Raw genomic sequence first — 18,428 nt, forward strand, 5'->3', positions numbered from 1 at the left:
TTCGCCAGCATGCGGGTGGTGATGGCGTAAAGCGCGTAGGTCGCGGCCGCGCACAGGCACAGGATGGCCGCGGGGTGAATGCCCCCCGCGCCCGGCCGCACCACCAGCAGGATGCCGCTGAAGCCAACCAGGATGGCGATCCAGCGCCGCCGGCCCACCTGTTCCCCCAGGATCGGGCCGGCGAACAGGGCCACGAAGAAGGGGATGGAGAACATGATGGAGACGGTCTGGTCCAGCTGCAGGAACTGAAGCGCGGTGAAGTTCAAAGCCGTGGTGGCAAACAGCAGGGCGGAGCGGCCGATCTGCAGAAGCGGGCGGCTGGTGCGCAGCAGGCCCGGCACGCTCCAGGGGTTGAACACAAGCAGCGCCAGGGCGAAATGGCTCACATAGCGCGCCCACACCACCACGAAGACGTTGGTGTGGAAGGTGAGCCATTTCGCCGTGGTGTCGGTGATGGCGAAGCTCATGACCGCAAGGCACATGAGCGCGATCCCGAGGAAGGGGGCGTGCGCCGTTCCGGGCTTTGAACCTTCAGGCGCGCGCATGGCCAGCCTCAGTAGGTGGCGCGCCCGCCGGAAAGGTCGAAGACGGCGCCGGTGGTGAACGAGCAATCAGCGGAGGCCGCAAATGCGATGGTGGCCGCCACCTCCTCCACGGCGACGAATCGCCCGCGGGGAATCTTCGACAGCATGTAATCGATATGCTGCTGGCTCATCTGGTCAAAAATGGCCGTACGCGCGGCGGCGGGCGTCACGCAGTTCACTGCGATGTCGTATTCGGCCAGCTCCTTGCCCAGCGACTTGGTGAGAGCGATGACGCCGGCCTTGGAGGCCGAATAGGCGGACGCATTGGGGTTGCCCTCCTTGCCGGCGATGGAGGCCACATTGACGATGCGCCCGTAGCCCTGGGCGATCATGTGCGGCGCCACCGCGCGGCAGCAGAAGAAGGGGCCGTCCAGATTGATGGCCATCACCTGCCGCCAGGCATCCTCGGGATATTCCCAGAGCTTCATGTTGGGGCCTGAAATGCCCGCATTATTCACCAGAATGTCGAGGCGCCCGAAGGCCGAATGGGCCTCGGCGACGGCGCGCTCCACATCCGCGCGCAAGGTCACGTCCACTGTCACCGGCAGCACGCGCGCGCGGCCCAGCTCGTCGGCCGTACGGCGGGCCAGGGCCTCGTCGCGATCGAAGATGGCCACGGTGGCGCCGGAGGCGAGGAAGCGCTCCACCACGGCGCGGCCGATGCCCTGCGCGCCGCCGGTGACGATGGCGAAACGGTTCTGAAGGTCGATGGAGTTGGACATGTTTCCCCCGTGCGGGCCGGCGCGGCGACCGGCCTGTTTTTGGTGGCGTGGCGCGAAGCGGCGCCGACGCTGGCCGGACGCCTTTTTCGGTGCCGGACCTAATCGATTGAAATAGCCTTAACGCGCCCCCCGCTCAAGGAGAAGTGGCGCTCCTCGAATGCGTGGAGGCCGCTCCCATGCGCCGGGCGCATGCGGGTGGCCGAAAGGAGACCCTCAGGCCTCTTCTTCGTCGTCCCCCGCGTCCGGCTCGTCGTCGATGCCGCCGTCGGCGCCGAGGCGCAGGGCCAGGTTCTTCTCCACCTTGCGCAGCAGCTTGCGCAGGCGCTTGCGCTCCTTGTTGTCGAGCCCGGCCACCATCTCGCCTTCGAGCTGTTCCCACACCCCGTCGATGGCGGCGCCGCGCTCGCGCCCGGCATCGGAAAGGAACACCCGCACCAGCCGGCCGTCGCCGTCGGTGGCGCGCCGTTCCACCAGGCCCTGGGTGGTCAGGCGGGCAATGGTCTTGGAGGCCGTGGGGGGACGCACCCGCAGCGCGGCCGCAAGGTCGCCCATGGTGCGCCCGTCTTCCTCGCACAGCAGCTTCAGCACCGCCTCCTGCCCCGGGAACAGGCCGAGATTGTGCAGCAGCCGCGCCGAGAGCGCCTTTTGCAGGCGCGCCGTATGGGTCAGCCTGTAGCCGATGGTCTTTTGAACCGGATCTTTCATCTCATCCCCCGCCCCGGCCGGCCCGCGGCACTGGCGGTCCTGCTCTTGGCGAGCCTACTTATCCACGCGCCGGCTTACAATTTTGCGAAGGCCGGGCAAGGCTTGTGCGCGCAGGGCCGCCCGAAGCCCGATCGCGGCGCCGTGCCGGTGCTTGACAGCTGAGCCGGCGCGTCGCTTGGTTCGCCCATGACTTCTTCCGTCCCTTCGGACGTCGCCCCTGCGGCAGCCGCCGCAAGTTCATCTGCCGCACCAAAGCGGCGCGAGGCGGACGATCCGCATTCCCCCGTCGTGCGCTTCGGCGCCCATGCCCCGCTGAGGCTCGATGCCGGCGTCGCGCTGCCGCATCTGCAGATCGCCTATCAGACCTATGGCGAGCCCAACGCCGCGCGCACGAATGCCATTCTGGTGTGCCACGCGCTCACCGGCGACCAGCATGCGGCAAGCCTCAATCCCGTCACCGGCAAGCCCGGGTGGTGGGAAACCATGGTGGGGCCCGGCAAGCCCATAGACACGGAACGCTTCTACGTCATCTGCGCCAATGTCCTCGGCGGCTGCATGGGCACCACCGGCCCGTCGTCCGTCGATCCGGCCTCCGGCGAGCCCTACGGCCTCGACATGCCGGTGGTGACCATTCGCGACATGGTGAATGCGCAGGCCATGCTGCTCGACCATCTGGGCATCGAGAAGCTGTTGTGCGTGGCCGGCGGCTCCATGGGCGGCATGCAGGTGCTGCAATGGGCGGCGAGCTATCCCGAGCGGGTGTTCGCGGCCCTGCCCATCGCCACCGGCGCGCGCCATTCGGCGCAGAACATCGCCTTCCATGAAGTGGGCCGACAGGCGGTGATGGCCGATCCCGATTGGCGTGGCGGGCGCTATCTTGCGGAAGGGGTGACGCCCCACCGCGGCCTTGCGGTGGCGCGCATGGCCGCCCACATCACCTACATGTCGGATCAGGCGCTGCACCGAAAGTTCGGCCGCAGGCTGCAGAACCGGGAGATGCCCACCTTCGGCTTCGATGCCGATTTCCAGGTGGAAAGCTATCTGCGCCACCAGGGCGAAGCCTTCGTGCAGCGGTTCGATCCCAATTCCTATCTCTATGTCACGCGGGCCATGGATTATTTCGACCTTGCAGCCGAGCATGGTGGCGTGCTCGCCAATGCCTTTCGCGGCTCCAAGACGCGCTTCTGCGTGGTCTCCTTCACCTCCGACTGGCTGTTTCCCACGGAGGATTCCCGGGCCATCGTCCATGCCCTCAACGCATCGGGGGCCAGCGTGTCCTTTGCCGAGATCGAAAGCGACAAGGGCCACGACGCCTTCCTTCTGGACGAGCCGGAGCTGATCGCCATCGCCCGCGGCTTCCTCGACAGCGCGGCGCGGGCCATCGGCCTGCCGCCCGCCCGGACCTGACGCCATGGCCGTGCGCGAGCAGATCCTGGACGAAGGGGCGGTGCGCCAGCAGGGCGGGCGCGTCGATCTGGTGGTGGTGGCGGAGATGGTGGCGCCGGGCTCGCGGGTGCTCGACGTGGGCTCCGGCGGCGGCGAGTTCCTGGAGCTGCTTGCCACCACGCGCGGCTGCGATGCCCGCGGCATCGAGCTTTCCCGCGAGGGGGTGAATGCGGGGGTGGCGCGCGGCCTTGCGGTGGTGCAGGGCGATGCCGACGTGGACCTCGCCCATTACCCCGATGATTCGTTCGATTACGTCATCCTCTCCCAGACCCTGCAGGCGACGCGCCGGCCCCGCTGGGTGCTGGAGCAGATGCTGCGCATCGGCCGGCGCGCCATCGTCTCCTTCCCCAATTTCGGGCATTGGCGCTCGCGCCTCGACCTCATGGTCTACGGGCGGATGCCGGTGACCGACAATCTGCCCGCCGCCTGGTACGAGACGCCCAACATCCATTTCTGCACCATCCGCGACTTCGTGGCCCTGGCGGAGCTGCTGGATGCGCGGATCGAGAAGGCGGTGGCGCTGGATTCCTCCGGCCACCGGGTGCGGGTGAACATGCCCTGGTGGGTGTGGAACCTCTTGGGCGAGCAGGCGGTGTTCCTGCTCACCCGCAAGCGGTGAGGCTCACCCCGCCGGCGCCGCCCCGGGCACGAAGCCCGGCTCCAGCGCGGGTTCCAGCACTGGGGCGAGGCGGGTGCGGCGCACGGCGGCGGGGCGGTAGAGCTGCTTTGTCGCCTCCACCACCAGCACGCCGGAAAACGGCAGCGACAGCCGCGCGCCCACCCGTTCCCATGCCACCGCCGTGCGCAGGAACCAGCGGCTGGGCGGCGCATAGAGCGCCTCGCCCCAGCCCACGGGGGTGAACAGGGTTTCCCGCAGCAGCGTCACCACCTGCCCGCGGGAGAAGGGGCGGCCGTTGCCGAACGGCGTGGTGTCGAGCCGCGCCCACACCCCGCGCCGGTTCGGCACCACCGCCAGCAGCCGCCCACCCGGCGCCAGCACGCGCCACACCTCCCGCAGCATCTCCGCGGCATTGGGCGTCATCTCCAGCGCGTGGACGATCACCACCCGGTCCATGCTGGCGGTGGGAAAGGGCAGGAGAGTCTCGTCGGCGAGGGTGGCCAGCGTCGGTGCGGCGGAAGGCCAGCGCACCACCCCCTGCGCCGCCGGCATCACCGCCAGGCAGCGCTCGGCCTCCTCGCGGAACACGCCGAGATAGGGGGTGGCGTAGCCGAGGCCCAGCACCCGCAGGCCCGTCACGTCGTCGAACCGGGCCCGGATGGCGCGCCCCAGGAGGCGCCGCGTCATGATGCCGATGGGCTGGGCGTAGAAATTGCGCAGGTCCACCACGTCGAGAAACATGCATCCTCACTCATCCCGGCAGCGCCGGGTGCGCCCGATCCGCGCAGGCAGCCACGGCCTGCGCGCTGCTCTTCCGCTTCGGGCGCTAATAGACGATCATGTCGGCGGCTCCGCAACATGCGCGGTGTCCATAATGGCGTTCCAATCGGCGGCCGTCAGCCGGCGCTGTCTTCCTCGCCATCGGGCGCGGGAGCCTTGCCGCGGCGCAGGCCACGGTCAACGCTTCGAACAGAACGCTTCGCATTGCCCGTTCTCTCTGTCCGTCCCCTCTGCCCCCGCTTCGGAGAATGAGACCGTGCCGGCCGACATCCGCCTCGTTCCGTGCCTCAGCGACAATTACGCCGTGCTCCTGCACGACCCGGTGACGGACGCCACCGCCGTGGTGGACGTGCCCGAGCCCACGCCGGTGCTTGCGGCGCTGGAAAAGGAGGGGTGGACCCTCACCCACATCCTCGTCACCCATCATCATGCCGATCACGTGCAGGGCATTCCCGCGGTGAAGGCGCTCACCGGTGCCACCGTGGTGGGGCCGAAGGCGGAGGCGGCGGGCATTCCCGGCCTCGACGTGGCGGTGGTGGACGGCGACCCGGTGGCGGTGGGCTCCCTCATCGGCCGGGTGCTGGAGACGCCGGGCCACACCGCCGGCCATGTCTCCTACCTGTTCGAGGCAGAGGACCTGCTGTTCTCCGGCGATACGCTGTTCACCCTGGGCTGCGGCCGCCCGTTCGAGTGCGACCCGCCGGTGTTGTGGGCCTCGCTGCAGCGGCTGCGCGCGCTGCCGCAGCAGCTCAGCGTCTATAGCGGGCACGAATACACCCTTTCCAACGCCCGCTTTGCCCTTTCGGTGGACCCCGACAACGCCACGCTGATCCGCCTGCTGGCGGAAGCCGAGGCGAAGCGGGCCGCCGGGCAGCCCACCATTCCCTCGCGCCTTGCCGACGAATGCCTCGCCAATCCGTTCCTGCGCGCCGACGACCCGGCCATGGCCGAGCGCCTGGGCCTGACCGGCGCCGATTCCGCGGCGGTCTTCACCGAATTGCGGGCGCTGAAGAGCAGCTTCAAGGGATGAGCGCGGACCTCAGCGCCGAGGCGGTCATCGCGCTCCTCGGGCTCGTCCCGCACCCGGAAGGCGGGCATTTCCGCGAGACCTTCCGCGATGATGCTGGCGGCGGGCGCGGCGCCTCCACCGCCATCTATTTCCTGCTCCGCGCCGGCGAGCGCTCCCACTGGCACAAGGTGGATGCGGTGGAGGTCTGGCACTGGCATGCCGGCGCGCCGCTCGTCCTGTCCATCGCCGGGGATGGGAACAGGCGCGACCTGGTGCTGGGCGGCCGCCTGGCCTTGGGGGAACGGCCGCAGGGGGTGGTGCCGGCGGGCGCCTGGCAGGCGGCGGAATGCCGCGGCGCCTGGACGCTGGTGGGCTGCACCGTGGCCCCCGCCTTCGATTTCGCCGGGTTCGAACTGGCCCCGCCGGGCTGGGAGCCGGCCTGATTTCAGGGGCGCTGCCCCTCAGCTGCGTGTGGCGGACAGGGCCACCGCATCGCCTTCCACTACGTCGGCGGTTTCGTTGGCGCCCATCAGCACCAGCAGCTTGGCGCGGGCGCGGTTCACGCGGCTCTTGATGGTGCCGAGGGCGCAGCCGCAGACCTCGGCCGCCTCCTCATAGGAAAGGCCCGCCGCGCCCACCAGAACCAGCGCCTCGCGCTGGTCGTCGGGCAGCTTGGCGAGGGCGTCCTTGAGGGAGGAGAGGGTGGCGGACCATTCCTGGCTGGGGCCGATATTGGTGTCCTGCTGGGCCAGCGCCGACATACCGTCATTCTCGCGCCGCCGCCTGCGGATCTCGGTGTAATAAGTGTTGCGCAGAATGGTGAAGAGCCAGGCGCGCAGGTTCGTGCCCAGATCGAACTTCTCCATGTTGGACAAGGCCTTGAGAAGGGTCTCCTGAACCAGGTCGTCGGCTTCCGTCCGGTTGCGCGTCAAGGACCGGGCAAAGGCGCGCAGGGCCGGGAGGAATTCCAGCACCTGCGTGCGCAACACGGCGGCATCCGTTGCGGAGCGCTCTCCTTGGCTTTCCCGGGGAAGTTCCATCAAAGGCATCACTCTCGGGCGGGAGGTGGTCTCGGGCCGGACGCGCCGAGGCAACCGTCCGGCGGCACTGCTGCAGATCGCGGGGGCGCCCTGACGCGCAAAGCGGCGCCGGCAACCGGTCGGGAGAACATAGCCCCTGCCCGCGGTTACGCTCGGTAACGTTTCCGCGGGCAGAAGATTTCCCGTCTTGACCGGCGCCGGTCAGGAGTGTCCGTCGCTGCGCGCCCCGCCGGCGGGGCCGCTTTTCTGGCCCCCCTTCTGTCCGGCCTGCGAGGCCAGGGTCCGGTCGCGCGAAAAGCTGCGCTGCTCGTCGGCAACGCTCTGCCCGCCCTTGCGCCCCGCTTCCGCTGCAAGGGCCCGGTTCTGGAAGAAGCTCCTCTTCTCGGCGGGAACGCTTTCCCCTCCCTTGCGGGCGATGGCGCGCTGCTTTTCAGCATCCATCGCTGCAAACCCGCGCTGGGACGTGCCCTTGGATCGAGCCTTGTCCATCTGCTGTGCTCCTGCGAACTTCGGACGTCATTGCGTGTCGATACGCAGGGAGAACGAAGCAGGACGCCTCCGGTTCCGATCGAGATGACATTCGTTGTCCCGGCTCGGCGCGATCCGCTCACAGCGGGCCGCTGCGCGGCGCCCTGTGAGCGGTGGCTCGCCTGCTAAACGCGAGAAAGAGAACGCGTTGGCCAATCAGCCTGCGATGCAAGTCGATCGGCGCGTGCTCTAGGACACGGGGGTGGTCGGCCAGCTGGAACCGCCTGTGCGGCAAGGAAAATCGCCGGCGATCACAAAAGTCTCGGTGCCCGTCTGCCGGCGGGTGAGGGCGCCGCCCAGCTGGGCGGCGAAACCGGCGGCGAGGCTGGGCTCGGCGGCCGGATCGCTGCCGCCGGTGGCGGTGCTGCGCAGGGTGAGGCGCAGCCGGTCCGCGGCCACTTCGCCGGTCAGCGTCACCGGCGCCGCCGCGACCCCGGTCGGCAGGCCGAGGTTCAGCACCAGCTCCACCACCATCAGGGCGAGGGGCACCGCCATGTCGGTGGGCAGCCGCGTATCCTGCGCCTCGACGGTGATGCGCGCATTGCATTCGGCGCTGCCCTCCAGCAGCGAGGCCAGCTCGCGCAGCAACTCGCGCAGGCGGACCTGGGAGCCGTCGCTGGCCTCGTAGAGAATGCGGTGAACCAGGGCGAGGGTGTTCACCCGCATGCGCAGCTGGTCGAAGCGCCTGCGGTCCTCGCTGCGGTGGATGCCGGCGCCGTAGAGGCTGAGCAGGCTCACCACCACCTGCAGGCTGTTCTTGATGCGGTGGTGGATCTCGCGCACCAGCGCGGTCTTCTCCGCCAGGCTCTCGCGCAGCCGCGCATCGCGCAGGCGCACCGCCAGCGCCATGATCTCCACCGCATGGCCGAGGACGCGGAACTCGCTGGGCGCATTATCGAGGCGGCTGGGCCGGAAGCCGTAATGGCCCTGGGCATAGACCGCGGTAACGCGCCGCAGATACAGCAGCCAGCGCAGGATGATGCGGTCCACCGCCACCCACAGCACCCCGAGGCTCAGGATCATGATCAGGGCCGGCAGGGCGAAGGCGGCCGCCACCGTCAGGAAGGTCCAGCCGAACAGGGTGTCCGAGGGCATGGCGAAGGCCACCGAAAGGCCGTCGCGGTTCAGGTTGGCGGTGGCGAAGGTCCAGGCCACGCCGGAGGCGTCCTTGCTCTCGCGCAGCCGCGCGCCGCTGTGGATGTCCTGCGGATCGAACAGGGCGGCGCTCATGGGGCGGGAGTTGGACACCAGTTCCTCTCCCGAGGGGGAGAAGACGGCGGCGATGCCGATGGCGGGCGAGATCTGCCGCCGCAGGAGGGTATCGAGCCACCCCACCTCGATGCCGAGGGCAAAGGCGCCCTCAAGCTGTCCCGCGGCATTGCGCAGGGGCAGAACGCCCACCACCACCTGCGCGCCGGAGCCCTGGCCGGTGACGCGCCCGGACAGGCTGAAGCCCGCATGGGTCAGCGCGGCCTGCCACCAGGCCTCCTGCGAGACGTCGGGGTCCCGCACCGCCAGGGCGGCGCATACCACCTGTCCCGATGGGTCGATCACGCCGATATTGGCGGCGAAGGGCAGGCTGACGGTGGCGCCGCGCAGGGTGGCCGCGCAGGCGGGGCCGGCGGAGCGCACGTCCTCCACATTCTTCAAGGCGTGCAGCACGTTCTCTGCCGAGGCGAAGACGTTCTCCTGCGAGTTGGCGGCGGAAAGGGCGTGCTGGAGCAGTCGCTGGCGTGCCTCTTCCTCGGCGCCCTTCAGCTGCAGCAGGCCCTGCGCGAAATTGAGCGCGGCGATAGGCGCCATGGCAAGGACGACCACCAGGACAAGGCGACGGCGCACGCTGTCGAAGAGCGTGCGCGGCTGTCCCGCCGCAGAGGCCAGGATGGCGCTGCGCTCCCGGTTGCGCGCCCGCGCGGCCTCCGCCTGTCTTACATCCATGATCACTCCGCCCGATGGCCGACGCTCAACGCCCGACCCCGGCGCAAGGGCCCGCCGCCGCGGTCGCGCCCGCATGTCCCATGGAGGCGGGCTCCCCCTCTCCCCCTCTCCCACCGGCTCGCCGCCGGCGCTGCGGTGGGTATGGCGCCGGCCCGGGGCCCGTTTGCGTCGCGGGCTGCAGGTCCCTCTTGCCCGGCCGGCCGAAGGGATGGAAAGTCGCCGCTGCAGCCGGCCTCGGCAGCCACTATAATGCAAAGCACCGCGGCAGGTTCCCCGGTGGGGGGAACTTTCGGAAGATGCAGGCGTTACCGAGCTTTGGCTTAGCTCGGTGCGGTTTCGTTCGATCTGGCTTCGTTCGATCTGGCGTGGCCTGGTCGGCCTTCAGGGATTTTGGCATGGCTCCCAATGCGCTCGTCAAGCAGCTTCCGTTTCTGCGCCGCTACACGCGTGCGCTCGTGGGCTCGCAATCGGCGGGCGATCTCCTGGTGCAGGACACCCTTCGGGCGATCATCGACGGCAAGGTGGCGGTGGACGGGCAGGTTTCACCCCGCGTAGCGCTCTACAAGGCCTTCCATGAGGTCTGGAACCGCCGCCCCGTCGCCGGCGCGGCCGCCTCGCGCGCCGACGCCCGCCTGCAGGCCATGGACCCCGCCTCCCGCGTCGCCCTGCTGCTGACGGCGATGGAAGGCTTCTCCTATGCGGAGGCGGCCAGCATCCTCGGCGGCACCATCTCCGATATCGAAGGCCAGGTGGTGGCCGCCCAGCGCGAGATCGACCGGCAGATCGCCACCCGCGTGCTGATCATCGAGGATGAATGGGTCATCGCCCTCGACCTGAAGACCCTGGTAGCGGAGCTGGGGCACGAGGTGATCGGCGTGGCGCCCACCCATTCCAAGGCGGTGGAGCTGGCCAGCGCCGGCAATTTCGGCCTGGTGCTGGCGGACATCCAGCTCGCCGACGGATCGTCCGGCATCGAGGCGGTGACGGAGATCCTGTCGAGCTTCAATGTGCCGGTGGTCTTCATCACCGCCTTCCCGGACCGGCTGCTCACCGGCGAGCGGCCCGAGCCCACCTATCTCATCACCAAGCCGTTCCTGACGGAAACGGTGAAGGCGACCATCGCCCAGGCGCTGTTCTTCCACGAGGCCAAGGCCGCGCCGGAAGGTCTCGCGGCCCGCACCGCCTGATCCGCCGGACGGCGGCGCTCCCATTGCCCCGAGGCTTACCCACGGAGACTTTGTCATGGCCGAAAAGCCCGAACCGCTGAAGTCCGCCCCCGCCGAGCCCAGCCTTGCCGACGTGCGCGAGGATCTCGACCAGCTGCGCGCGGATTTCGCCCGCCTGCTGGACACGCTGGGCAAGACCGCCCGCCATGGGGTGAAGGGCGCGGCCGGGGAGGCGGAGACCGCCGCCGGCGATGTGCAGGACTGGGCGGAAGGCCAGTATCTCACCTTGCGCGAGACCATCCGCGAGCAGCCCGTCACCGCCTGCGCCATCGCGGCCGGGGTGGGGGTCATCCTCGGCCAGCTGCTGCTGCGCCGGTAGAACGCGATCCGCTCATATGGTGCCGCGCCGCGGCACCATATGAGCGGTGAAGCGCCCGCTAATTTATTGAAGAGAGCCGGATCTGCCCCTCGTTAAGAGGCTGGGGCGCAGCCGGGCGGCGCTCCGGCCGGTCACTCCTCCGCTATGTCGAAGCCGAGGCCCTGCAGGGCCCGGCGCAGGGTGGCGCCGTCATAGGGCTTGCCCATCAGGCGGATGCGCGCCGCGCCGCCGAACTCGCCTTCCAGCTCGGCGGTGCCGTAGCCGGTGGCGATGATCACCGGAAGCTGTGGCGCGATGCCGGCCAGCTCGCGCACCACGGCATCGCCGCTCATGTCGGGCAGGCCCACATCCACCACCGCCAGCGCCAGCGCGGCCGGACCGCGCTGGGCGAAGGCAGCGCGGGCGTGGGCCAGGGCCGCCGCGCCATGGGAGGCGACGGTGACATCGAAGCCGTGGTCTTCCAGGATCTGGCGCGCCACGAGGGCAACGAAGGGCTCGTCCTCCACCAGGAGGACAGTGCCACGGCTCGCCGGCTCCTCAAGGATGTCTTTCACCTTCTCGACGAGCTCCATCTGGCTGAAGGGCTTGGCGAGCAAACGGGCACGCGCGTCCAGCCATCCCGGGCGGACGGCGGCATTTTTCGCATATGCGGTGGTGAATAGCACCCGGATATTGGTACGGCGCCGCTTCACCTCTTCGGCAAGGGCCAGCCCGTCCATGCCCGTGCCGAGGATGATGTCGGTGAGCAGGAGGTCCGGGGCGGCGCCCGTGTCCAGCATGGCGAGGGCCGAGAGGGCGTCGCCGGCCTCCAGCACCTCGTGCCCGGCCTCGCGCAGGATGGCGGCGCCGAGGGCGCGCAGGTCGGCGTCCTCGTCCACCAGCAGCACGCGGGCGCGCCCGTCGCGGCCGCCGCGCTCGATGCCCGGCGCGCTCGCCTCCACGGTGGAGGGGTCATCCAGGCGGGGCAGGTAGAGCTTCACGGTGGTGCCCTGGTCCCGCTTGGAATGGATGATCACATGCCCGCCCGACTGCCGCACGAAGCCGTAGACCTGGCTGAGGCCCAGGCCGGTGCCGTCGCGCGGGCCCTTGGTGGTGAAGAAGGGCTCGAAGGCGCGGGCGCGCACCTCCTCGCTCATACCGGTGCCGGTGTCGCTCACGATCAGCGCCACATACTGGCCCGGCTCCAGGTCGTCGTGGCTGGCGCAATAGGCGGCGTCCAGATAGGCGTTTGCGGTCTCGATGGTGACCTTGCCGCCGCCGGGCATGGCGTCGCGGGCATTCACCGCGAGATTGAGGATGGCATTCTCCAGCTGGTTGTGGTCGATCTCGGTGTGCCACAGGCCGCCGGCCAGCACCGTCTCCACCGTCACCCGCTCGCCCAGGGCGCTCGCCAGCATGTGGGACATGGCGGAGACCAGGCGGTTCACGTCGGTGGGGCGCGGGTCCAGCGGCTGGCGGCGGGAGAAGGCGAGCAGGCGCTGGGTGAGGGTGGCGGCCCGCAGCGCGCCCTGCCGGCCATAGTCGAGGAAGCGGCGGATCTCGGTGGCCTCCGGCGCCACGCGCCGCTCGGCGGCTTCCAGATTGCCGATGATGATGGTGAGCAGATTGTTGAAATCGTGGGCGATGCCGCCGGTGAGCTGGCCCACAGCCTCCATCTTCTGCGCCTGCCGCAGCTGCGCCTCCGCCCGCAGCCGGTCCTCCATCTCCTGTTTCAGCAGGCTGTTGGCCCTGGCCAGCTCGGCGGTGCGCTCCACGGCAAGGCGTTCGAGGTGCTCGTTGGAATGCGCCAGCATCTCGCGGGCGGCGACGATTTCGGAAATGTCGGTGCAGCTCCCGTACCAGCGGTCGATGCGGCCGTCGTCGTCGCGCACCGGCACTGCACGGCACAGGAACCAGCGGAAGCCGCCGTCCGCCGCCCGCAGCCGGCATTCGCGGGAGAAGGGCGCGCCGCTGGCGAGGCAGGCGCGCCACGCATCCACCGCCGGCCGCTGGTCGTCGGGGTGCAGGAAGGTGTGCCATTCCAGCGTCTTGCCACCCTCGGGCCGGACCCCGGTGAACTCGCTCCAGCGGCGGTTGTAATAATCGCCGGTGCCGTCGCAGGTGCTGGTCCACACCATCTTGGGCAGCGCCTCCGCCAGCAGCCGGTAGCGCTGCTCGCTCGCGGCGACGGACTTTTCGGCTTTCTTGCGCTCGGTGATCTCCACCAGGATCATGCCCGCAAGGCCGATGGCGTCGCCATGGGTGCGCACCGGGAAATAGCTGACGAGGAAATGCCGCCATGCCCCCGGCAGGGCCGGGGTGGCGCCCTCCACCTCCACGTCGGCGATGACCGTCCCGGTGGCGAGCACCTGGGCGAGGCCGGGCGAGACCGCCTCGGCCAGCTGCGGCAGCATGTCCGCCAGCGAGCGGCCGGGGTGCTCGGCGGCGGGAATGCCCACCATGCGGGCGAGGGTGCCGTTGACGCGCACGAAGCGCATCCGGCGGTCGAAGAAGGCGAACCCCACCGGGGCGTGGTCCAGCAGCGCCTCCAGGGTGGCCACCACCGTCTGCTGCTCGTCCAGGGCTGCCACCATGCGCTCGCGAGCCGTGTCCTGCCGCCGCCAGGCGATGGAAAGGACGGCGCAGACGGCCCAGGCGACGGCGCCGTCGATGAGGACGGACAGGACGGCCGCGCGTGCCCCGCCGGGGTCCGCAACGCCCGGCTCGCTGCCGATGGCCGGGGCCAGGATGGCCGAGGCGGCGGCGAGGGCAGCCAGCCCCGCAAGGCCGATGGCCGGCCCGCAGGCCAGGGTGATGAGAACCACGGCGGGGACCCGGAAGATCATGGACGCATGGGCTGACCCGCCGGCAACCCGCGCCAGGACATGGCTGAGCGCGACCGCCGCCACCAGGACGGCCGCCGCAAAGGCCAGCCGCCAGGCGAGGGGCCGTTTCATGGAAATCATGCTGGCAAGGGGGCCGGCCGGTCCCCGGGGTGAAAAATCCATCCCTGCTCCTGCGACGCCGGGGCAAGACTCCCCCAAACGGGCGCAGGGTTCAACTTTCCGGCCAAGTCTCCGGTTCCCGGAAAAGTGAAGCGGGAGCTGCAGGGCCCCCGCTTACACGCTGTCGGCCCGGGGCGCGCCGGGTTACCTTGCGGTGGCGGGGGGCGTGGCCGGCCGCGCGCCCGAGCCCACGGAGCCGGTGGTGGCGGGCGCCGCCTCGTATTCGGCGAAGGTGGGCGCGGCCTTCAGCTCGTCCTTCGACTTGCGCAGCACAAGGCGCATCCCGTCGGCGTTGCGGACCTTCTCCACCAGCTGGAACGGGACGGCCACGTCCTTCTCCCCGACCCCGAGGAAGCCGCCCACGCCGATGACCGCGGCCATCACATTGCCGTTGGCGTCCACCAGCAGGTCATTGATTTCGCCGAGGGTCTCGTTGTTCGCCCCATGGACGCTCATGCCGATGAGGTCGGCGGCGAGGAACTGGTCCGCCCGCTGCTCGCCGATGAAGGTGGCAGGCGCGGCAGTGCTGCCGGCGGGCGGCGTCATCTGCGCGCCGGGGGTGGCCGGCGGCTGCTGGGCCATGGCGGTGGTGGAAAGAAGAGTGGCCAGGGTGACGGCGTAAATCGGCATAATTTTCATATCATCCTCCTGTTTGAAGCGTTTTCGTTCAGAGTTCCCATATTCATGACTGTCATAGTCAAGTCATGCATGGGAAAATAGATACGGAGCGACAGCGTATCAGGGTTAAATGCGTGCGCTGTGGCGCACATGTCGGCTTTCTTTCTGGAAAGCTCTGCGGGCTGCCTGAGGGTAAACTCGCCCGGCGGCGCACGGTTCCCAAAGTCCGGTGGTTCTGGTGGGCTTGCGCGCGGGGCGGACTTGCGCCCGGCAAGCCATCATGGCAACAGGCGATCAGCCCGAGCCCGAGAGTGCACAGCGCATGTTCCGCACCCTGTCCGATTTCATCTCCGACATCACCGGCGGCCATCGCGAGACCGAGGCCTTCGACGCGAATGACTATCGCCTCGCGGCGGCGGCGCTGCTGGTGCATGTGATCTCCATCGACGGGGCGGTGACCGACGACGAGCGCACCGTCCTGAAGCAGATCCTCGCCAGCCGGTTCGGCCTCGACGCCGCGGAAAGCGAGGCGCTGGTGGAGCTCGCCATCGCCCGGGATGCGGAGGCGGTGGACCTTTACGCCTTCACCAGCGTGCTGAACCGCGCCCTGGACGACGAGGGGCGCCGGCGTATCGTGGAGATGATGTTCGAGGTGGCCTATGCCGATGGCGGGCTGAGCGAGTTCGAGGACAATCTCGTGTGGCGCGCGGCCGAGCTTCTCAATGTGGGCTCGCGCGACCGCATCCGCATCCGCCGCGAGGTGCGCGACGAAACCGACGCCGGCGGCGACGGGCAGGACTGAGGGCGCCGCCGCGCCCGGCCCAGATCCAGATCCAGGCCCCCGGCCCGGGCGGAACGTGCCTCCCGCAACGCCCGCTGGCGTTCCTTCCGCGCTGCAAGAAAAATCCCGCAACGCGGCGCGGAAGTATTATCGTCACGGACATCAGGTAGAAGCCGTATCGGCCGCACCCCACCCGTGCGGCCGAAGACTCACAAGCGCGCCCATCGAACGCGCGTGCCAACCGCGTGCCACAACCGGGTCCTCCGGCCGCCGCGGCGGTCCCGCACTCCGGGTCGCGACGGTGCGGGGGCGTCACGGCGTCTGCTGCGCGCCGCCCGGGCCGGGCATCGCAGCCCCGAGGGAGGACCTTTCATGGACGCCCGCACGCCCGCACCGCTGATCCGCGGCATCGGCTATTCCATCCGCGCCACGTCGCCGGATTTCGACGACCTCGCCGGCAAGCTCGACGAGGCCGAGCGTCTCGGCGTCGATTTCGTGGAGCTGCCCATCTTCGCCTGGACCCTGGTGATGGACGGACGGGTGCTCGCCGATCGGCTGGAGCGCCTGGTGGCGGCCACCCGCGATCGCCCCTTCGGCTATACGGTGCATGGCCCCCTCGCCATCAACCTGATGGCCCCGAAGGCCGTGCTGCCCCGGCACGAGGCGGCGCTCGACGCAGCCATCACCGTCGCCGGCGCGGTCGGCGCGGCCAATCTGGTGATCCATGCCGGCTGCGTGCGCGGCGAGGACGACATCGCCGTGGCCTATTCCCGCCAGCGCGATGTGCTTTCCCGCGCCGGCGACAAGGCCGCGGCGGCGGACCTCACCTTGTGCGTGGAGAACATCTTCCGCTTCGAGCCCATGCGCGAGACGCCGCTGCCGTCGCGCCTCGCCGGCGAGCTGGATGCGGTGGACCACGCCCATGTGCGCGCCACCCTGGATGTGAGCCACGCCTTCCTGCGCTGCACCGACGCGCGGGCCGATTTCATGAGCGAGATCGCCGCCCTTGCCCCCTATGCCCGCCATGTGCATGTGCACGATAGCTTCGGCCGGCCGCAGGAGAGCTGGGCCATCGACGATGCGGAACGCGCCGCCCTCGGCGAAGGCGACCTGCATCTGCCCCTCGGCTGGGGCGGCATCGATTGGGACGGGGTGGCGCAGCGCTGCCGCTTCGATGCCGGCACGGTGGTGAACCTGGAGCTGCACCGGCGCTACTGGAGCGAGCTTTCCGCCCAGATCCCCGTGCTGCGGGCGCTGGCGGAAAAGTTCGCCGCCGCCTACGCCGCGCCCTGAAGGCAGTAGAGTGGCGCCGGGCTCCGTCCTGCCCCGGCGCCCGGTCGCCCTCCTGCCTGAAAACGCCCTAACTTATTGAATGGAGCACATGCCGATCAAATTGATTCAATTTGATCGGATCGCGCTCTAGCTTGGCTGCGGGAGGAAACCGCAATGCCAAGAGCCGATGCGCCAGGTGATCTTATGTCGCCCAGCACCCGCATGATGCTGCGCCGCTACAGCGTCTTCATCGCCATTGTCGTCGTCGCCGCCGCCAGCCTCGTCCTGTCGTTCACGGCGCACCAAGCGTGGCTGATCGTGTTCTGCGTGCTGTTCCCGCTGGTGCTGGTGGGGGTGTTCGACATCACCCAGCCGGACCACTCGCTGCTGCGCAACTATCCGGTCATCGGCTCGGTGCGCTGGCTGTTCGAGGCGGTGCGGCCCTATCTGCGCCAATACCTGATGGAGGACGACCTCTCCGAGCGCCCGTTCAACCGCGACGAGCGCTCCCTCGTCTATGCCCGGGCGAAGAACGAGGAGGACCGCCAGCCGTTCGGCACCGAGCTCGACACCTATGCCGCGGAATATGAGTGGATGACCCACTCCCTCGCCCCCGCCCCGGTGGCCGGCGAACCGTTCCGGGTGGAGGTGGGCGGACCGGCCTGCAGCAAGCCCTACAGCGCCTCGGTGCTCAACATCTCGGCCATGAGCTTCGGCTCGCTGGGGCGCAATGCCATCGAGGCGCTCAATCTCGGCGCCAGGACCGGTAGCTTCTATCATGACACGGGGGAGGGCGGCTTCTCGCCCTATCACCGCATCCATGGCGGCGACATCGTGTGGGAGCTGGGGTCGGGCTATTTCGGCTGCCGCAACCGCGACGGCACCTTCTCGCCGGAGCGGTTCGCCGAGCGCGCGGCCGACGCCCAGGTGAAGATGGTGGAGATCAAGCTGTCCCAGGGGGCCAAGCCCGGCCATGGCGGGGTGCTGCCCGCCGCCAAGGTGACGGCGGAGATTGCGCAGACCCGCGGCGTGCCCATGGGGGAGGACTGTATTTCCCCCGCCCGCCATTCCGCCTTTTCCACCCCGGCGCAGATGATGGAGTTCGTGGCGCAGCTGCGCGAGCTCAGCGGCGGCAAGCCGGTGGGCCTCAAGCTGTGCGTGGGCCATCCCAGCGAGGTGTTCGCCCTCGCCAAGGCCATGGTGAAGACCGGCATCTGCCCCGATTTCGTGGTGGTGGACGGGGCCGAGGGCGGCACCGGCGCGGCGCCCCACGAACTGGCCGACCATCTGGGCATGCCCCTGCGCGAAGGGCTGCTGCTGATGCGCAACGCGCTGGTGGGCACGGGACTGCGCCCGCAGGTGCGGCTTGCCGCCGCGGGCAAGGTCACCTCGGGCTTCTCCATGGCGGCCAACATGGCCATCGGCGCCGATTGGTGCAACGCCGCCCGGGCCTTCATGTTCTCCCTGGGCTGCGTCATGTCCATGCGCTGCCACACCGGCGCCTGCCCCACCGGGGTGACCACCAACGATCCCCACCTGCAGCGTGGCCTGGTGGTTTCGGAGAAGGCGGAGCGGGTGACGCGCTTTCACCACCACACCATCGCGGCCCTGGCCGAGCTGGTGGCGGCGGCCGGGCTTTACCACCCGAGCGAACTGCTGCCGCACCATGTGTGGCACCGCGTCAGCCCCATCGAGGTGAAGCCCCTGGACCGGCTCTATCCCTTCCTGCCCTCCGGCGCCCTCCTCGACGCGCCGGACGAGACGCCTTACGCCGCCGAGTGGCAGGCAGCGGATGCGGACAGCTTCGCCCCGCGGCAGGAGGTGGGCCCGCGCCGCGCGGCCTGACCGGGCTTTGCG

Annotated in this window: 18 protein-coding genes (1 of these 18 cut by a window edge); 9 read left to right on the forward strand and 9 right to left on the reverse strand. The window is 69.6% G+C overall.

Annotation, left to right across the window (positions count from 1 at the left end; all coding sequences use genetic code 11):
• The 3 genes from ACI7BZ_RS05205 to ACI7BZ_RS05215 form a co-directional block, all read right to left on the reverse strand.
• Nucleotides 1-545, reverse strand: partial view of a DMT family transporter gene (locus tag ACI7BZ_RS05205; protein ID WP_414116124.1) — the 5' portion only. 367 nt of this gene lie to the left of the window's left edge; the window shows 545 of its 912 coding nt (coding positions 1-545); it begins with the start codon at nucleotides 543-545; the stop codon falls past the left edge of the window.
• 8 nt (nucleotides 546-553) lie between these two features.
• Complete coding sequence (locus tag ACI7BZ_RS05210) at nucleotides 554-1,306, reverse strand: SDR family NAD(P)-dependent oxidoreductase (RefSeq protein ID WP_414116125.1); 753 nt, start codon at nucleotides 1,304-1,306, stop codon at nucleotides 554-556.
• 213 nt (nucleotides 1,307-1,519) lie between these two features.
• Nucleotides 1,520-2,011 (reverse strand): MarR family winged helix-turn-helix transcriptional regulator, encoded by a 492-nt coding sequence (locus ACI7BZ_RS05215; RefSeq protein ID WP_414116126.1) that lies wholly within the window; start codon nucleotides 2,009-2,011, stop codon nucleotides 1,520-1,522.
• 186 nt (nucleotides 2,012-2,197) lie between these two features.
• Between ACI7BZ_RS05215 and metX the strand changes: the two genes are divergently transcribed.
• On the forward strand, nucleotides 2,198-3,418 hold the full coding sequence (gene metX, locus ACI7BZ_RS05220) for a homoserine O-acetyltransferase MetX (protein ID WP_414116127.1): 1,221 nt from the start codon (nucleotides 2,198-2,200) through the stop codon (nucleotides 3,416-3,418).
• 4 nt (nucleotides 3,419-3,422) lie between these two features.
• Nucleotides 3,423-4,076, forward strand: coding sequence for a methionine biosynthesis protein MetW (gene metW / locus ACI7BZ_RS05225; RefSeq protein WP_414116128.1), 654 nt, complete (start codon nucleotides 3,423-3,425; stop codon nucleotides 4,074-4,076).
• A 3-nt stretch (nucleotides 4,077-4,079) separates the two neighbouring features.
• Here the strand turns inward: metW and ACI7BZ_RS05230 are convergent, their stop codons facing one another.
• Nucleotides 4,080-4,817: a class I SAM-dependent methyltransferase gene (locus ACI7BZ_RS05230; RefSeq protein WP_414116129.1), complete on the reverse strand. Its 738-nt coding sequence runs from the start codon at nucleotides 4,815-4,817 to the stop codon at nucleotides 4,080-4,082.
• A 295-nt stretch (nucleotides 4,818-5,112) separates the two neighbouring features.
• On the opposite strand from ACI7BZ_RS05230, the gene gloB reads away from it, so the two are divergent.
• Nucleotides 5,113-5,886 carry a hydroxyacylglutathione hydrolase gene (gloB, locus tag ACI7BZ_RS05235; RefSeq protein WP_414116130.1) on the forward strand — a complete coding sequence of 258 codons (774 nt, stop codon included), beginning with the start codon at nucleotides 5,113-5,115 and terminating at the stop codon, nucleotides 5,884-5,886.
• Complete coding sequence (locus ACI7BZ_RS05240) at nucleotides 5,883-6,308, forward strand: cupin domain-containing protein (RefSeq protein WP_414116131.1); 426 nt, start codon at nucleotides 5,883-5,885, stop codon at nucleotides 6,306-6,308. The genes gloB and ACI7BZ_RS05240 overlap by 4 nt, the downstream gene beginning before the upstream one ends.
• A gap of 18 nt (nucleotides 6,309-6,326) precedes the next feature.
• Here ACI7BZ_RS05240 and ACI7BZ_RS05245 read toward each other — a convergent pair whose 3' ends face one another.
• The 3 genes from ACI7BZ_RS05245 to ACI7BZ_RS05255 form a co-directional block, all read right to left on the reverse strand.
• Complete coding sequence (locus ACI7BZ_RS05245) at nucleotides 6,327-6,854, reverse strand: sigma-70 family RNA polymerase sigma factor (protein WP_414116132.1); 528 nt, start codon at nucleotides 6,852-6,854, stop codon at nucleotides 6,327-6,329.
• Between the two features lie 252 nt (nucleotides 6,855-7,106).
• Nucleotides 7,107-7,394: a con-10 family general stress protein gene (locus tag ACI7BZ_RS05250; RefSeq protein WP_414116133.1), complete on the reverse strand. Its 288-nt coding sequence runs from the start codon at nucleotides 7,392-7,394 to the stop codon at nucleotides 7,107-7,109.
• Between the two features lie 228 nt (nucleotides 7,395-7,622).
• On the reverse strand, nucleotides 7,623-9,371 hold the full coding sequence (locus tag ACI7BZ_RS05255) for a sensor histidine kinase (protein WP_414116134.1): 1,749 nt from the start codon (nucleotides 9,369-9,371) through the stop codon (nucleotides 7,623-7,625).
• A 395-nt stretch (nucleotides 9,372-9,766) separates the two neighbouring features.
• Between ACI7BZ_RS05255 and ACI7BZ_RS05260 the strand changes: the two genes are divergently transcribed.
• Together ACI7BZ_RS05260 and ACI7BZ_RS05265 are read left to right on the forward strand one after the other, a co-directional pair.
• On the forward strand, nucleotides 9,767-10,558 hold the full coding sequence (locus tag ACI7BZ_RS05260) for a response regulator (RefSeq protein ID WP_414116135.1): 792 nt from the start codon (nucleotides 9,767-9,769) through the stop codon (nucleotides 10,556-10,558).
• A gap of 55 nt (nucleotides 10,559-10,613) precedes the next feature.
• The gene (locus tag ACI7BZ_RS05265) at nucleotides 10,614-10,916 is read left to right on the forward strand and encodes a hypothetical protein (protein ID WP_414116136.1); all 303 of its coding nucleotides are present in this window, start codon (nucleotides 10,614-10,616) and stop codon (nucleotides 10,914-10,916) included.
• Nucleotides 10,917-11,047: 131 nt separating this feature from the next.
• Here the strand turns inward: ACI7BZ_RS05265 and ACI7BZ_RS05270 are convergent, their stop codons facing one another.
• Both ACI7BZ_RS05270 and ACI7BZ_RS05275 read right to left on the reverse strand, forming a co-directional pair.
• Nucleotides 11,048-13,852 (reverse strand): PAS domain-containing protein, encoded by a 2,805-nt coding sequence (locus tag ACI7BZ_RS05270; protein WP_414116137.1) that lies wholly within the window; start codon nucleotides 13,850-13,852, stop codon nucleotides 11,048-11,050.
• 192 nt (nucleotides 13,853-14,044) lie between these two features.
• Nucleotides 14,045-14,530, reverse strand: a complete 486-nt coding sequence (locus ACI7BZ_RS05275) for a PRC-barrel domain-containing protein (protein WP_414116138.1) — start codon at nucleotides 14,528-14,530, stop codon at nucleotides 14,045-14,047.
• Nucleotides 14,531-14,798: 268 nt separating this feature from the next.
• On the opposite strand from ACI7BZ_RS05275, the gene ACI7BZ_RS05280 reads away from it, so the two are divergent.
• The 3 genes from ACI7BZ_RS05280 (at nucleotide 14,799) to ACI7BZ_RS05290 (ending at nucleotide 18,416) form a co-directional block, all read left to right on the forward strand.
• Nucleotides 14,799-15,320, forward strand: coding sequence for a tellurite resistance TerB family protein (locus ACI7BZ_RS05280; RefSeq protein WP_414116139.1), 522 nt, complete (start codon nucleotides 14,799-14,801; stop codon nucleotides 15,318-15,320).
• A gap of 351 nt (nucleotides 15,321-15,671) precedes the next feature.
• Nucleotides 15,672-16,592, forward strand: coding sequence for a sugar phosphate isomerase/epimerase family protein (locus tag ACI7BZ_RS05285; protein ID WP_414116140.1), 921 nt, complete (start codon nucleotides 15,672-15,674; stop codon nucleotides 16,590-16,592).
• Between the two features lie 183 nt (nucleotides 16,593-16,775).
• A complete protein-coding gene (locus tag ACI7BZ_RS05290) occupies nucleotides 16,776-18,416 on the forward strand; it encodes an FMN-binding glutamate synthase family protein (RefSeq protein ID WP_414116141.1) in 1,641 nt (546 codons plus the stop codon).
• Nucleotides 18,417-18,428: the final 12 nt, after the last annotated feature.

Source organism: Xanthobacter sp. AM11, from assembly GCF_047444035.1.
In the GTDB taxonomy this organism is placed as follows: Bacteria; Pseudomonadota; Alphaproteobacteria; order Rhizobiales; family Xanthobacteraceae; genus Xanthobacter.

What these genes read in the sequence shown, in the direction of transcription:
- ACI7BZ_RS05210 (WP_414116125.1), bottom strand. Translation starts at nt 1,306, where the DNA reads ATGTCCAACTCCATCGACCTTCAGAACCGTTTCGCCATCGTCACCGGC.
- ACI7BZ_RS05215 (WP_414116126.1), bottom strand. Translation starts at nt 2,011, where the DNA reads ATGAAAGATCCGGTTCAAAAGACCATCGGCTACAGGCTGACCCATACG.
- metX (WP_414116127.1), top strand. Translation starts at nt 2,198, where the DNA reads ATGACTTCTTCCGTCCCTTCGGACGTCGCCCCTGCGGCAGCCGCCGCA.
- metW (WP_414116128.1), top strand. Translation starts at nt 3,423, where the DNA reads ATGGCCGTGCGCGAGCAGATCCTGGACGAAGGGGCGGTGCGCCAGCAG.
- ACI7BZ_RS05230 (WP_414116129.1), bottom strand. Translation starts at nt 4,817, where the DNA reads ATGTTTCTCGACGTGGTGGACCTGCGCAATTTCTACGCCCAGCCCATC.
- ACI7BZ_RS05240 (WP_414116131.1), top strand. Translation starts at nt 5,883, where the DNA reads ATGAGCGCGGACCTCAGCGCCGAGGCGGTCATCGCGCTCCTCGGGCTC.
- ACI7BZ_RS05250 (WP_414116133.1), bottom strand. Translation starts at nt 7,394, where the DNA reads ATGGACAAGGCTCGATCCAAGGGCACGTCCCAGCGCGGGTTTGCAGCG.
- ACI7BZ_RS05255 (WP_414116134.1), bottom strand. Translation starts at nt 9,371, where the DNA reads ATGGATGTAAGACAGGCGGAGGCCGCGCGGGCGCGCAACCGGGAGCGC.
- ACI7BZ_RS05260 (WP_414116135.1), top strand. Translation starts at nt 9,767, where the DNA reads ATGGCTCCCAATGCGCTCGTCAAGCAGCTTCCGTTTCTGCGCCGCTAC.
- ACI7BZ_RS05265 (WP_414116136.1), top strand. Translation starts at nt 10,614, where the DNA reads ATGGCCGAAAAGCCCGAACCGCTGAAGTCCGCCCCCGCCGAGCCCAGC.
- ACI7BZ_RS05270 (WP_414116137.1), bottom strand. Translation starts at nt 13,852, where the DNA reads ATGAAACGGCCCCTCGCCTGGCGGCTGGCCTTTGCGGCGGCCGTCCTG.
- ACI7BZ_RS05275 (WP_414116138.1), bottom strand. Translation starts at nt 14,530, where the DNA reads ATGCCGATTTACGCCGTCACCCTGGCCACTCTTCTTTCCACCACCGCC.
- ACI7BZ_RS05280 (WP_414116139.1), top strand. Translation starts at nt 14,799, where the DNA reads ATGGCAACAGGCGATCAGCCCGAGCCCGAGAGTGCACAGCGCATGTTC.
- ACI7BZ_RS05285 (WP_414116140.1), top strand. Translation starts at nt 15,672, where the DNA reads ATGGACGCCCGCACGCCCGCACCGCTGATCCGCGGCATCGGCTATTCC.
- ACI7BZ_RS05290 (WP_414116141.1), top strand. Translation starts at nt 16,776, where the DNA reads ATGTCGCCCAGCACCCGCATGATGCTGCGCCGCTACAGCGTCTTCATC.